Source organism: Bacteroidales bacterium, assembly GCA_021648725.1.
Lineage (GTDB): Bacteria > Bacteroidota > Bacteroidia > Bacteroidales > JAADGE01 > JAADGE01.
Map to the genome: position 1 here is coordinate 131,711 of JAKISF010000003.1, position 14,780 is coordinate 146,490.

Here is a 14,780-nt window from a genome sequence, read left to right on the forward strand (position 1 = left end):
TCTAAATTAAACTGAATTCACTTTTTGAAGAGTTAAGATATGAGCAAAAATCTAGTTATTGTTGAGTCACCTGCTAAGGCAAAAACCATTGAAAAATTTTTAGGGAAAGACTATATTGTAAAGTCCAGCTACGGGCATATCAGAGATTTAGTTAAGAAAAACTACGGAATTGATATTGAGAATAATTATAAGCCTGAATATGTCGTAATGCCTGACAAAAAGAAAGTTGTTGCGGAATTAAAAAAAGAAGTTAAAAAAGCAGAATTAGTTCTTTTGGCATCTGATGAAGATCGTGAGGGAGAAGCAATTGCGTGGCATTTATACGAAACCCTGAACCTTAAAAATAAAAATACAAAAAGAATTGTATTTAATGAAATTACCGATACTGCTATAAAAAATGCTGTTAAAAACCCCGGAGAAATTAACTATGATTTAGTTAATGCTCAACAAGCAAGAAGAATATTAGACAGACTTGTAGGTTTTGAATTATCATCTGTGCTTTGGAAAAAGGTACAATCAAAATTATCTGCAGGAAGGGTTCAATCTGTTGCTGTCAGGCTGCTTGTTGAAAGAGAAAGAGAAATTATCAATTTTAAACCTGAAAGCTTTTTTAAAGTTATTGCAGAATTTATTGTTACAGATGAAAATAACAATAAATCTAAAATGAAATCTGAACTTTCTGAAAAAATAAAAACAGAAAAAGAAGTTCTGGAATTCTTTGAAAATATTAAAAATTCAATATTCTTAATCAGCAAGATTGAAAAAAAACCCGGGAAGCGTTCTCCGTCCGCACCGTTTACAACATCTTCACTTCAGCAAGAGGCAAGCAGAAAATTGGGTTTCCCTGTAGGAAAAACAATGAGGGTTGCTCAAAAATTATATGAAAACGGACACATTACATATATGAGAACAGATTCTGTTAATCTTTCAAAATTAGCTTTGGATACCACAAAAAAAACAATTTTAAAAGATTTCGGAGAAAAATATTACAAAAGAAGAGCATTTAAAACAAAATCTAAAAATGCACAAGAAGCTCACGAAGCAATAAGACCTACTTATATTAATAATAAAACAATTAAGGGAGCTTTCGATGAAGTCAGACTCTACGATTTAATAAGAAAAAGAACTCTTGCATCACAAATGAGTGATGCTGAGTTTGAAAAAACAAATATCGAAATCGACTTTAACCATAAAAAATATAAATTTCTAACTTTTGGAGAAATATTAATTTTTCCCGGGTTTATTAAAGTTTATACCGATGATTTAAATTCAGAAAAGAAATCGGAATTATTACCTCCTGTAAAAAAGGGACAAACTTTAAATGTTGAAAAAATAGATGCTCAGCAAAATTTCAGCAAATATCCTCCCAGGTATTCCGAAGCCGCACTTGTAAAACAACTTGAGGACAAAGGAATAGGCAGGCCTTCTACATATGCTCCTACAATTTCCACTATACAAAACCGAGGTTATGTTATTAAAGAAAGCAGGTTAGGAACAGAAAAAGAATTTACGCATATAAGATTAAAAGACAACATTTCAAAAAAAACAGAAACAAAACACTACGGTACAGAAAAAAATAAATTATTCCCGACTGATATCGCAATGGTTGTTACCGATTTCTTAAAAGATAATTTTGAAAATATAATTGATTTCAATTTTACCGCTAATGTTGAAAAAGAATTTGACGATATTGCAGACGGAGATATTGTTTGGTATAAAATGATAGACAAATTCTACAAAGATTTTCACAAAAAAGTTGAAAAAACAATAAAAGAGGCTGACAGAAATACCGGAGAAAGAATCCTCGGAACTGACCCGAAAACCGGAAAACAAATTTCCGCAAGAATTGGTCGATACGGACCCGTTATCCAACTCGGAACGCAAGAAGGTGAGGAAAAACCTCGTTTTGCAAGTATGAGTAAAGAACAACATATTGAAACAATAAGTTTAGAAGAAGCCCTTGATTTACTTGAAAACTCAGGCAGCGGAAGATTATTAGGAGAAGACCCTGCTACCGGCAAAAAAGTTTATGCAAGATACGCCCGTTACGGTGCTGTTGTTCAACTCGGAGAACCTTCCGAAAAAGATGACAAACCTCAATATGCCGGATTACTGAAAGGAATGAATTTGGATACGATAACACTTGAAGAAGCTCTTGAACTTTTCAAACTTCCGAGAGATGTAGGTGAATTTGAAGGCAAAAAAGTTGTTGCTGCAGTCGGAAGATTCGGACCCTATATAAGACATGATTCAAAATTTGTTTCTTTAAAAAAAACAGACAATCCTCTTACGGTTTCGCTTGAAAGAGCAATAGAATTAATTAATGAAAAAAGGGAAGCCGATAAAAAAAGATTAATAAAAGAATTTGAAGAAAATAAAGACATTAAAATCATTAAAGACAGATGGGGGAAACCTTGTATCTTTTACAAAAAGAAGTATATCCGATTATCCGCCAAAATAAATGCTGAAAAATTAAGCTTAGAAGATTGCTTAAAAATTATTGAAACAGAAATGCCGGAAAAAAACACAACTAAAAAGAAAAAAACTACAGTAAAAAAGGCATCAACAAAGAAAAAGTAGAACTATTGTCTTTTGATGATAATAAAATTAAACTGTAATGATAAATGACATCTTAGATTTCTTAGAGCCGGTCAACACTTCTGATTTTGATATGTCAGATATGAGCAACCAAAAAGACCTAATGTTTGCAAATACATTTTTCCAAAAAAAATCAGAGCCTTTTAATTCAGAAAAAACATTTGATATTGCCATAGTAGGTATTCCGGAAGAAAGAAATTCAAAAAATAAAGGAACGGCAAAAGCCCCCGACAAAATAAGAAGTGAACTTTACCGTCTTTATTCTCCGACAAAAATTAAAATTGTAGATTTTGGCAATATAAAAAAAGGAAAAACAATTAAAGACACATATATTGCTCTTACAGAAATTGTGTATGAACTTCTTAAAAACGAACTCACGGTTATAACAATAGGCGGAAGTAAAGATTTAATTATCCCTGTTTGTAAATCTTATGAAAAAGGAAAAAAACAATTTAACTTATGTGTATGCGAGCCAAAATTTAATCTAAATGAAAACAAAGATATTTTTTCGGACGAAACTTACCTTTCTGAAATAATTAACAATAATAAGAAACTGTTTAATTATACTAACTTAGGATATCAAACTTACTACAACCCTGTTGAAAACATTAACTTCATACAACAAAGCTTTGAAGCCGTAAGGCTTGGCATTTCCCGTTCAAAATTATATCAAAATGAACCTTTTATAAGAGATGCCGACTTTTTTGCAATAGACATTAATTCTGTCAAAAAAACCGATGCCCCCGGAACAATAAAACCCTCAATACACGGATTTTACGGAGAAGAGGCTTGTCAGCTGGCAAAATATGCCGGAATTAGTGACAAAATATCAACATTCGGCATTTTTAACGTCAACCCTAATTTAGACAATAACAATCAAACGTCTGAATTATCAGCACAAATAATTTGGCATTTTATCCAAGCTTTTTACAGCAGAAAAAATGAGTTCCCCGAATCAGTGATAAGAAAAATGAGAAAATATATCGTAAATGTTGACGGCATTGATGAGAAAATAATATTTTACAAAAGTTCAAAAACCGGAAGGTGGTGGATTGATGTTTCATATAAAAAGAAAAAGAAGAAACTTATTTCATGTACATTTGACGATTATATTAAAGCCTCCGGAAATGAAATTCCGGAAAGATGGTGGTTTTTTTTTCAAAAATTAAATTAAATGGGTAACATTGTCGAACCTCGGATATTTCAAAGGATAGAACCTTTTTTGTTTTTCACTTTAAAGCTTTTTTATATACATCAAACATAATTTTAATTGAAAAAATGAGTTTATTTCAAAAATAATTGTTTATTTTGTATTCACATGAAGAAAATATATCTATTAATATTATTGTCGATTTTATCGATAGAGATATTTTCGCAGCAGGATCCGCAATTTGCCCACAACATGGACAATTTGTTATTTACCAACCCTGCGTATGCAGGAATGTCTGACGGAATTTGTGCCACAGCTATAAGCAGGCAACAATGGGTCGGATTTGAAGGAGCCCCGACAACAACATTAGCGAGTATTCACTCAAAAATTAAGTTATTCGGCAAACCTTCGGGTATAGGATTATCAATTACTGATGATAGATTTGAGTTTGAAAAAAACTTTCAGGCAAAGTTAGCATACTCATATCATAAGCGAGTAAGAGGCGGAGTTCTTGGAATTGGTGTTGAAACAGGTATAATCAATAAAGATTTGCAAGGAGAATGGAAATTCCCCGATCCCGACGGGCAAAATGACCCGTTTATATTCATTCAAGACGGGAAAACAAAAGCTGCTTTCTTATTTGATTTAGGAGTCGGGGCGTTTTATAAAGCAGGCAACAGGTTTTATGCAAGTATATCAATATCGCATTTACATAAACCTAAAGTTAAATATTATAATATAGTTGCGGCATCATTCTTGAGAAGACATTATTTTGCAACAGCAGGTTATAATTTCAGGCTTTTAAACAGCCCTGTTGAATTGCAACCGTCTGTTTTTGTAAAATTTGACGGAACAAAAATGCAATATAGCGGGAATATTTCCGCTTTATACAATAAAAAAATTCGCTTAGGCGTTTCATATAGAAATTTGGAATCAATTATTCCGATGCTGAGTTTCGAATTAATAAGCGGATTAAAAGTAGGGTATGCTTATGAATTATCTTTAACAAGAATGATAACCGTAAGCAAAGGTACGCATGAAATATTTGTCGGCTACTGTTTTGATTTTTGGAAAGGAGATAATAATTATAAATATAAAAGCATTCTTTATTTATAGTATAAAACAATATTTTAATTAAATAACACACAGGTATCATGAAAAAGTTAATTATTTTATCTTTTGTTTTTGTTTCATTATTAATCGCAAGTTGCGGAGGAGGCGGAAGCCAAGGCGAACTTATAGGCGTAGGAGATGCAGGAGATTGGTTTGAACCGAACCCTTACGGTATGGTTTATATTCCGCAAGGAAGTTACAATATGGGGCTAAATGACCAAGACATTACTTATGCCCACACTTCACAATCAAAAACTGTTTCAATTGATCCTTTTTGGATGGACGAAACTGAAATTACTAATAGTGAATACAAACAGTTTGTATATTGGGTAAGAGACTCTATTGCAAAAAGATTGTTAGTAGAAAATGATTTTGAAGAGTTCAAAAAAGAAATCGATCCGGATCAATTAACTATAATGGAAGCTGACGGTTATGATCACGATGATGCAGAAAACTGCCTTCTTAACTGGGAAATAGAAGTTGACTATAACAGACCTGACGAAGATTTCCAAACTGCCTTAGCGGATATGTTCCTTCCTATACATGAACGTTTCTACAAACAAAAAGAAATTGATACAAGAAAATTAATCTTTTCTTATGAGTGGGTAGATTTAAAACAAGCCGCAAAAAATAGCAACAGATACTATTACGATCAAGATTTTACAGGGGGAGAATATAAAGGTACCGTTGTGAATGCAAAAGGTGAAACAGTTCCGACTAAAGACCGTTCGGCATTTATCATGAACTCAAAAGTTGACGTATATCCTGATACCTTAGTGTGGATGAGAGATTATACTTATTCATATAATGAGCCTTTCGCCAGAAGATATTTTTGGCATAATGCATACAACAGCTATCCCGTTGTCGGAGTTTCGTGGAAACAAGCTATTGCATTTACTGTTTGGAGAACAGATTTAATGAGAAATTATCAAAAATCACAAAGAGAACCGGTTTACCAAGATTACAGACTTCCTACAGAAGCTGAATGGGAATATGCTGCAAGAGGAGGACTGGACTTATCCATGTACCCTTGGGGAGGTATATACACACGTAATGTACACGGGTGTTTTATTGCAAACTTTAAGCCGTTAAGAGGCAGATACGGAGATGACGGGGCTAACAGAACTTTAGAAGTTAAAAAATTTGCACCGAACGAATATCACCTTTATGATATGGCTGGTAATGTTGCAGAATGGACAAGTAATGCATTTGATGAATCAGCATACAGCTATACACATGACTTAAACCCGGACTACCAATACAATGCAAAAGCAGAAGATCCTCCTGCATTAAAAAGAAAAGTAATAAGGGGGGGCTCGTGGAAAGATATTGCTTATTATATGCAAGTCGGTGCAAGATCTTTTGAATATCAAGACAGTGCAAAATCTTATGTCGGTTTCAGATGTGTTAGATCATATATGGGAAATGACGATTATGCATGGGACGCAAATAACTTTTAACATTTAATTTTGCTGAGTAATTTAATAATAACTAAGGTATTTTTAGAATTCTGAAAATACCTTAGTTTTATACAAAGTATTCTTATTTAATGTTTTTTTACATAAGCTTACATAATAAATTTTGTTTTATATTTATTATTTTTTACCTTTAACAATTATTTAAAAAAATCAATAAATTTATTATTAATTCTAAATATTTATATTATGGCTAATTTCACGGAAAGTCACAGGTGGAAAGTTTTTATGAAGTACTTATACGGATGGGGTGCTTCTGTTGTTTTGGTTGGAGCGTTATTTAAGCTAACCCACTGGCCCGGAGCAAACTTAATGTTAACAATAGGACTTCTTGTTGAAGCAGGAATTTTCTTTTTCTCTGCATTTGAACCTTTACACGAAGAGTTGGATTGGACATTAGTTTATCCGCAACTCGCAGGGCTAACTGATGCTATTGACATTCCTTCAGAAAAAGAAACAACATTACCTGCATCAACTGAAGCATTAGGAAGATTTAATGCAATGATTGAAAAAGCAGGAGACACAAATGTTTTTGAAAAATTCGGCGCAGGAATTGAGAACCTTAGTGATAAAGTATCTCAAATGTCTGACATTTCCGATGCATCTCTTGCAACAAACGAATATACCGAAAACATGAAGGGGGCAGCAGGTGCTGTAGGAACTCTTATCGAATCTTACAATAAATCTGCCGAAGCAGTTTCTTACTCTGCCGACAGTTTATCAGATTCTTTTAACAGTGCTTCTGAAAAAGTATCTAACGGAGGAACTGAATTTGCCGAAGCTTACCAAAGACTTACAAATTCAATGGATTTAGACTTCTCTTCTCTTAAAGAAGGAAACTCTGAATACAATACACATATCAGCAGTTTAAATAAAAATCTTTCTGCATTAAATGCTATATTTGAGTTGCAATTGAACGAAACTGATCTTGACCAAATGATGGCTGATCTTCAAGGTTCTGTTGAACACTCGAAAATATACAATACTGAAATTACAAAATTAGGACAAAAACTTGAAGCTCTTAATACTGTATACGGAAATATGCTAAGTGCAATGAATATTAATATGGATTAATTTTAATCCGTTTTATTTATTCTGAATTTAATTTATTTTATAATTTAAAAAATACAGATTATGGGTCATGGTAATTTATCACCAAGGCAGAAGATGATTAACATCATGTATCTTATCCTTACGGCTTTGCTTGCAATGAACGTATCGGCGGAGGTATTAAATGCATTTGTCTTGGTAAACGACAGTTTAGTTAAAACTGAGGAGGGAATCAATAAGAAAAATTATGACGTTTACACTAAATTTAATAGTATGAACGCCGTTAATCCTACAAAAGTAGGTCCTTGGTTAAAAAAAGCAAGCGAAGTAGAATCTGAGTCCAAGGCACTCATTACATATATTGATACTTTAATAAGTAAGATTATTGTTAACGGAGGAGATGTTTATAGCGTATATAAAAGCGAAGGGACTAAATCAATTACGAAAAAAGATGATAAGGAAGGTCCTTTATATGTGATGTTGGAAGACAAATCACAAGGTAAAATAAGAGCGAATGAACTTAAGGAAGAACTACAGAAATTTAGAGAAAAGGTTTCCCTGGTATTAAAAGGAGTTCCTAAATCTGAGACTATTCTTGAAAGTATGAACAAGAATTTAAATACAGATGATATAATCGGACAAGAAGGGAAAGCTGTAAAATGGGAAAGGGCAAATTTTGACTTACCTATGGTTGCAGTTATAACAATGCTTACAAAGCTAAAAACTGATGTATTAAACACAGAGTCAGACGCAATTAACAGCTTGCTGGAAAGAGTAGATGCCGCAACATATAAGTTTACAGGTTTAAAAGCAATTGTAACCTCAGAAAAAGGTTATGTGTTGAGCGGAGAGCCATATAATGCTAAGATTTTTGTAGCAGCATATGACACAACTATGGAACAGGTTATTCAATTAGATGACGGTACAAAAATTACGGAATTTGATAAAGACGGAAAAGGAATCTTTTCTATAACAAAAGGTCCCGGTGTACATTCATTAAAAGGAACAATTACAATTCCGAAACCCGGTTCAGAAACAGAAGTAGATACTTTTAATTTTGAAAGCGAATACCAAGTTGCCGTACCGAGTGTTAGTGTATCGCCGACAAAAATGAATGTTTTTTACATAGGTGTAGATAATCCTGTTGAGATAACAGCTGCGGGAACTCCTGCAGATAAAATCTCTCCGTCATTAACAAGCGGTTCAATTCGAAGAAAAGGCGGTTCAGAATATATTGTTCGTGTTAAAAAACCCGGAAGAACAAAAGTTGTCGTAAGTGCAAACGGAAGAACATTGGGTTCTAAAGAGTTCAGAGTAAAATCTTTACCAAATCCGGTTACAACAATAGGAGCACCTTCTGCTAGGTATTTTAAAGGAGGAAATATTCCGCAATCAACTTTACTGGCTTTAAGCGGAATAAATGCAACAATGGAGAATTTTGAATTTGATTTAAGGTTTAATATTACCGGGTTTGTTGTAACTTGTAATATCGGAGGTTTTGATGAAAGTGCTAAGGCAAACGGTAGGAAATTTACTACTCAGCAAAAATCAATAATCAGAAAAGCACGAAAAAATTCTCGTGTAATTATTGAAGGTGTCAGAGCAAAAGGGCCTGACGGAAAAACACGGAAAATTAACGACTTAGTTTTTAAACTTAAGTAAGTTCTGTGTAAAGATTTGTAAAAACAAAGAAATATTTTTATAATCTTTGCGTTAATATACAAAGCATTAATAATTGCTTAATACAGGAACTAAACAGTTAAATAAATTTAGCTGTTTAGTTCAAATTTTGAAAAAATAAAATATAAACAGATGAAAAAATTCTTGTATTCGCTTATCGGATTGTTTATTTTCTTAGCTTTTACAACAGATGTTCAAGCCCAAGGAGTAGACGGTGTTTACACTAAGCACATTTCACAAAAAAGAAAACCGCTTCCTTTCCAATTTATAAGAGAGGCTGACGTAATGTGGTCAAAAGTTATATGGAGAAGAGTTAACTTAACAGAAAAAAGAAACTTATCTCTATATTATCCTACTTATGAAATGGAAGACAGAAAAAGTTTAATTCAATTAATGATGTGGGGTATTAAAAATAAAAGTTTAACACCTTTTGCTTCTGATGAATTTACTACTCAATACACTTTAAACGAGATTGATGAAAGGTTCGGTGCAGGGATTGATACTACATACGACATTGATCCCGAAACAGGAGAAACTATCCCGTTGATAACCAAAAAACCTGCTGACATCAGTGAAGTTAAGGAGTTATTAATTAAAGAACGTTGGATTTTTGATAAGCAAAGATCTGTAATGGAACCCAGAATTATCGGGTTATGCCCTATTCGTGTTTATTACAGAGATGATGATTTAGATCAGGAAGACACCAGATTCAGAAAGTTATTTTGGATATTCTTTCCTGAGGCTCGAAATATTTTTGCAAGTCAAGCAATTTATAATGACAATAATCAATCGCAAGAATTAACATTTGACGATTATTTTTTAAAACGAATGTTTGACGGTTACATCTTTCAAGAATCAAACGTACATAATAATCGACTGATTCAAGAATACACAACCGGTTTAGATGTTTTATTGGAATCTGAAAGAATAAAAGATCAAATATTCAGTTTTGAACATGACCTATGGGAATTCTAAAACAGAATTAATAATAAATTATAAAGCCTCGAATTAGCGAGGCTTTTTTTATTTTTGTATATTATCTTTAAAAAACATAAACCTTGTTGATAAAAATCATAGGTTCTATTCACATAAAACAAGTACTTTTGCAAAAAAACAACCAATGGCTTATAAAAAATTATTTGACAAATTTAATTCAGCAACGACCAAAGAATGGGAAGAAAAAATAAACATTGATCTGAAAGGTGCCGATTATAAAAAAAAATTAATTGCAAAAACAATAGAGGGAATTGACATTAAACCATACTACAGAACTGAAGATCTTTCAGATTTAGAATACCTAAGTTCGCTGCCGGGTAAATATCCGTATTCACGAGGGAATAACACAGAAAACAGCAAACATAAAATTCGTCAAAACATTTTCATTGATAAGTATAAAAATGCAAATAAAAAAGCTGTTGAAATTGTCTCAAAAGGGGTAACATCAGTCGGTTTTATCATAGACCACAAAGAAGACATTTCAAAAAAAGAACTTTCTGTTTTATTGAAAGATATTGATGTTTCAAATATTGAGATTAATTTCATTTCAGGAATACATTCTGAAAAAGTTTTTCAATTATTTAAAAACTACATTTTAAGTAACAATATAGATTCCGATACTATAACAGGATCTGTTGGTTTTGACCCGATAGGACATAAAACCGTTACAGGAAACTGTTATAATAAAAACAATTGTAATTTTTCCGACAAATTAAAATCCCTGATTAAAATCTCAGAGAATTATCTTCCGAAATTTAAAATTATTAATATTAATGCACAACATTTCAGAAATGCAGGTTCAACTGCCGTTCAGGAATTAGCATTCGGGCTGGCAATAGGCAGTGAATATATGGCTAAAGCAAATGATGCAGGAATTAAGACAGATTTAATTGCATCGAAAATAATGTTTACATTCGGAATTGCATCAAACTATTTCATGGAAATTGCCAAAATACGTGCCGCAAGAATTCTTTGGGCAAAAATAGTTGATGCTTTCAAAGTCAAAAACAAAGAAAATTGTAAAACATATATTCATTCTGTTACTTGTAACTGGAATAAAACAGCTTATGCACCCTATGTCAATATGTTAAGAACAACAACAGAATCCATGTCAGCATTATTAGGCGGAACAGACTCATTATTAGTTTCCCCTTTTAATGCAACATTTGAAAAACCCGATGACTTCTCTGAAAGAATTGCAAGAAATACTCAAATTATCTTAAATGAAGAAGCATATTTTGACAAACCGGTTGACCCTGCCGGCGGTTCATACTATATTGAAAACCTTACAAACTCAATAGCAGAATATGCATGGAAGTTATTCTTAGAAATTGAACAGGAAGGCGGCTACGAAAAAGCATTTAATAAAGGAATTATAAAAGAAAAAATAGAAAATACTGCTCGTCAAAGAGATATGAATATTGCTCAACGCAAAGAAATAATTCTCGGCACAAATCAATACCCCGACAGAAATGAGAAAATTACTATTCCTAAAAAAGAAAAAAGAACTATTCCTGAAAACGCATTAAGACTATACAGAGCTGCCGAAGCATTTGAAAGTTTAAGGCAAAAAACCGAAAAGGCAAAAAAAACACCTAAAGTATTTATGCTTACAATCGGAAACTCTGTAATGAGAAAAGCTCGAGCAACATTTGCCGGAAACTTCTTTGCTTGTGCCGGATTTAAGATTATTGACAAGTCCGGTTTTAATACAATTGAAGATGCCGTTCAAGCAAGCATTAAAGCAAATGCCGACATAACAGTTATTTGCAGTTCTGATGATGAATACCCCGACATTGTCCCTGTAATATTTGAACGTTTAAAAAATAAATCAATTGTTGCCGTAGCCGGTTATCCTAAAAACAGTATTGATGCACTTTCCGCATTCGGAGTTAAACACTTTATACATCTAAAATCAAATATTTTGGAGACTTTGAAAGAATTTCAGGAAGAACTCGGCATTAAATAAATTTATAAAAACACTATCATGCGACCCGATTTTACAAAAATAAACTTTAAATCAACAACTACTTCAGAGGAAAAAACGAGGAATAAAGGAGAAAAATTCATAACTCCCGAACAAATCGAATTAGATGCTTTTTACACAAAAGAAGACATGAAAGATATGGAGCATCTTAATTTCGCAGCCGGAATTCCGCCTTATTTAAGAGGTCCTTACTCAACAATGTATGTCATGCGTCCGTGGACAATCAGACAATATGCAGGCTTTTCGACCGCAGAAGAATCAAATGCCTTTTACAAAAGAAATCTTGCTGCCGGACAAAAAGGTCTTTCAGTTGCCTTTGACCTTGCAACACACAGAGGCTATGACTCTGACCACGAAAGAGTTGTGGGAGATGTAGGAAAAGCCGGTGTTGCTATTGATTCTGTTCTTGATATGGAAATTCTGTTCAACCAAATTCCTTTAAATAAAATGTCTGTTTCCATGACAATGAACGGTGCCGTTTTGCCCATTTTGGCATTCTATATTGTTGCGGGATTGGAACAAGGAGCAAAATTGGAAGAGCTTACGGGAACCATACAAAATGATATTCTGAAAGAATTTATGGTTAGGAACACATACATCTACCCTCCTCAACCATCAATGAGAATTATTGCCGACATTTTTGAATACACATCGCAGAAAATGCCGAAATTTAATTCAATCAGTATTTCAGGCTATCACATGCAAGAAGCAGGAGCAACAGCTGATATTGAATTAGCATATACACTTGCTGACGGTTTAGAATATTTAAGAACCGGAGTAAAGGCAGGAATGAATATTGACAGTTTTGCTCCGCGATTATCATTCTTTTGGGCAATAGGAATGAATCATTTTACCGAAATTGCAAAAATGCGTGCAGCTCGAATGCTTTGGGCAAAAATTGTAAAACAATTCAACCCGAAAAACCCAAAGTCAATGGCACTAAGAACACACAGCCAAACATCAGGCTGGAGTTTAACCGAACAAGACCCGTTTAACAATATTGCCAGAACATGTATAGAAGCAACTGCAGCAGTGCTCGGACACACTCAATCTTTACATACAAACGCCCTTGACGAAGCCATTGCTTTACCTACCGATTTTTCGGCACGAATTGCCAGAAATACCCAAATATATCTGCAAGAAGAAACCGGCATAACCAAAACCGTTGACCCTTGGGGAGGTTCTTATTATGTTGAAAAATTAACTCACGAAATTGCTCATAAAGCATGGAAACTTATTGAAGAGGTTGAAGAACTCGGAGGAATGTCAAAAGCGGTTGAAACCGGTATTCCAAAAATGCGAATTGAAGAAGCTGCTGCCAGAAAACAAGCCAGAATCGACAGCGGAAAAGATACAATTGTTGGTGTAAATAAATACAAGCTTGAAAAAGAAGCTCCGCTTGACATTTTAGAAGTTGATAATACTGCTGTCAGAAAAACACAAATTGAACGCTTAAAAAAACTGAAAGCCGAAAGGAATAATAAAGAAGTTAAAGCGGCGTTAAATGCCATAACAAAATCAATGAAAACAGGCAAAGGCAATTTGCTGAAATTATCAATTGATGCTGCTAAAAAAAGAGCAAGTCTCGGTGAAATTTCAGATGCAATTGAGAAAGTTACCGGAAGGTATAAAGCCGTTATTCGCTCAATTTCAGGAATTTACTCATCAGAATCTAAAAGTGACATGAATTTTGAAAAAGCAAAAGAATTAGCTGATAAGTTTGCCGAACAAGAGGGCAGACGACCAAGAATAATGATTGCGAAAATGGGACAAGACGGACACGACCGAGGAGCAAAAGTTGTTGCAACAGGCTATGCCGACATAGGTTTTGACGTTGATATAGGACCTCTTTTTCAAACACCCGCAGAAGCAGCAAAACAAGCTGTTGAAAACGATGTTCATATTCTCGGAGTTTCAAGTTTGGCAGCCGGGCACAAAACTCTTGTTCCGCAGGTTATTGATGAGCTTAAAAAACTGGGGAGAGATGATATAATGGTTATATGCGGAGGTGTAATTCCGCACCAAGATTATCAATTTTTGTATGATGCCGGTGTTGTCGGTATTTTCGGACCGGGTTCTTCTGTTTCGGAAGCTGCCGTTCAAATATTAGAAGTATTGTTAAATTAGTTTTTGACATAATGTCACAGATTCGTTTAACATTCTTAATTATATTCACTAAGAATATTTCACTACATCATATTACCTTAAATACCTGCAACATTCTTTTATACAGATAAGTACAGGAATTCATCTTAAATTATGTTTTTTTTGATAATATTTGCCATATCTAAATTATTTATTTCCTTTGCAAAAAATATTTCCGGACTTTAATTTGCGGTATTAAGTCTGAAACAATAATCTAAAAATGAATATACAAGTCTTAAAATCTAAAATTCACAGAGTAACAGTTACGGGAGCAGACTTGAATTATGTAGGCAGCATTACCATAGATGAAGCATTAATGGAAGCCGCAAATATAATAGAAGGAGAAAAAGTTCAAATTGTAAATAATAATAACGGAGAACGTATTGAAACCTACGTTATTAAAGGAAAAAGAAACTCCGGAAAAATTGAACTTAACGGTGCAGCCGCAAGAAGGGTTCAACCGGGAGATATTATTATTATTTTTTCTTATGCAAGTATGGATTTTGAAGAATCAAAAAAATTCAAGCCTTGGCTTGTGTTTCCCGATACAGATTCTAACAGAATAATTAAATAATCATAAAGCACT

Annotated in this window: 10 protein-coding genes; all 10 read left to right on the forward strand. The window is 33.5% G+C overall.

Annotated elements, in window-relative coordinates; all coding sequences use genetic code 11:
• Positions 1-39: 39 nt before the first annotated feature.
• The 10 genes from topA (at position 40) to L3J35_02300 (ending at position 14,768) form a co-directional block, all read left to right on the forward strand.
• Positions 40-2,580: a type I DNA topoisomerase gene (gene topA / locus L3J35_02255; protein MCF6365001.1), complete on the forward strand. Its 2,541-nt coding sequence runs from the start codon at positions 40-42 to the stop codon at positions 2,578-2,580.
• Positions 2,581-2,617: 37 nt separating this feature from the next.
• Complete coding sequence (locus L3J35_02260) at positions 2,618-3,772, forward strand: arginase family protein (protein ID MCF6365002.1); 1,155 nt, start codon at positions 2,618-2,620, stop codon at positions 3,770-3,772.
• A gap of 144 nt (positions 3,773-3,916) precedes the next feature.
• The gene (locus L3J35_02265; GenBank protein ID MCF6365003.1) at positions 3,917-4,864 is read left to right on the forward strand and encodes a type IX secretion system membrane protein PorP/SprF; all 948 of its coding nucleotides are present in this window, start codon (positions 3,917-3,919) and stop codon (positions 4,862-4,864) included.
• A gap of 38 nt (positions 4,865-4,902) precedes the next feature.
• Positions 4,903-6,321, forward strand: a complete 1,419-nt coding sequence (locus tag L3J35_02270; GenBank protein ID MCF6365004.1) for an SUMF1/EgtB/PvdO family nonheme iron enzyme — start codon at positions 4,903-4,905, stop codon at positions 6,319-6,321.
• 204 nt (positions 6,322-6,525) lie between these two features.
• Entirely contained in the window at positions 6,526-7,410 is an 885-nt protein-coding gene (gldL, locus tag L3J35_02275; GenBank protein MCF6365005.1) for a gliding motility protein GldL, read from the forward strand.
• A 60-nt stretch (positions 7,411-7,470) separates the two neighbouring features.
• Positions 7,471-9,048 (forward strand): gliding motility protein GldM, encoded by a 1,578-nt coding sequence (gene gldM, locus L3J35_02280; protein ID MCF6365006.1) that lies wholly within the window; start codon positions 7,471-7,473, stop codon positions 9,046-9,048.
• 150 nt (positions 9,049-9,198) lie between these two features.
• Positions 9,199-10,041, forward strand: coding sequence for a gliding motility protein GldN (gldN, locus tag L3J35_02285; protein ID MCF6365007.1), 843 nt, complete (start codon positions 9,199-9,201; stop codon positions 10,039-10,041).
• A gap of 145 nt (positions 10,042-10,186) precedes the next feature.
• Positions 10,187-12,031 carry an acyl-CoA mutase large subunit family protein gene (locus tag L3J35_02290; GenBank protein ID MCF6365008.1) on the forward strand — a complete coding sequence of 615 codons (1,845 nt, stop codon included), beginning with the start codon at positions 10,187-10,189 and terminating at the stop codon, positions 12,029-12,031.
• 18 nt (positions 12,032-12,049) lie between these two features.
• Positions 12,050-14,176 carry a methylmalonyl-CoA mutase gene (scpA, locus tag L3J35_02295; GenBank protein MCF6365009.1) on the forward strand — a complete coding sequence of 709 codons (2,127 nt, stop codon included), beginning with the start codon at positions 12,050-12,052 and terminating at the stop codon, positions 14,174-14,176.
• 238 nt (positions 14,177-14,414) lie between these two features.
• The gene (locus L3J35_02300; GenBank protein ID MCF6365010.1) at positions 14,415-14,768 is read left to right on the forward strand and encodes an aspartate 1-decarboxylase; all 354 of its coding nucleotides are present in this window, start codon (positions 14,415-14,417) and stop codon (positions 14,766-14,768) included.
• The last annotated feature ends 12 nt before the right edge of the window (positions 14,769-14,780 follow it).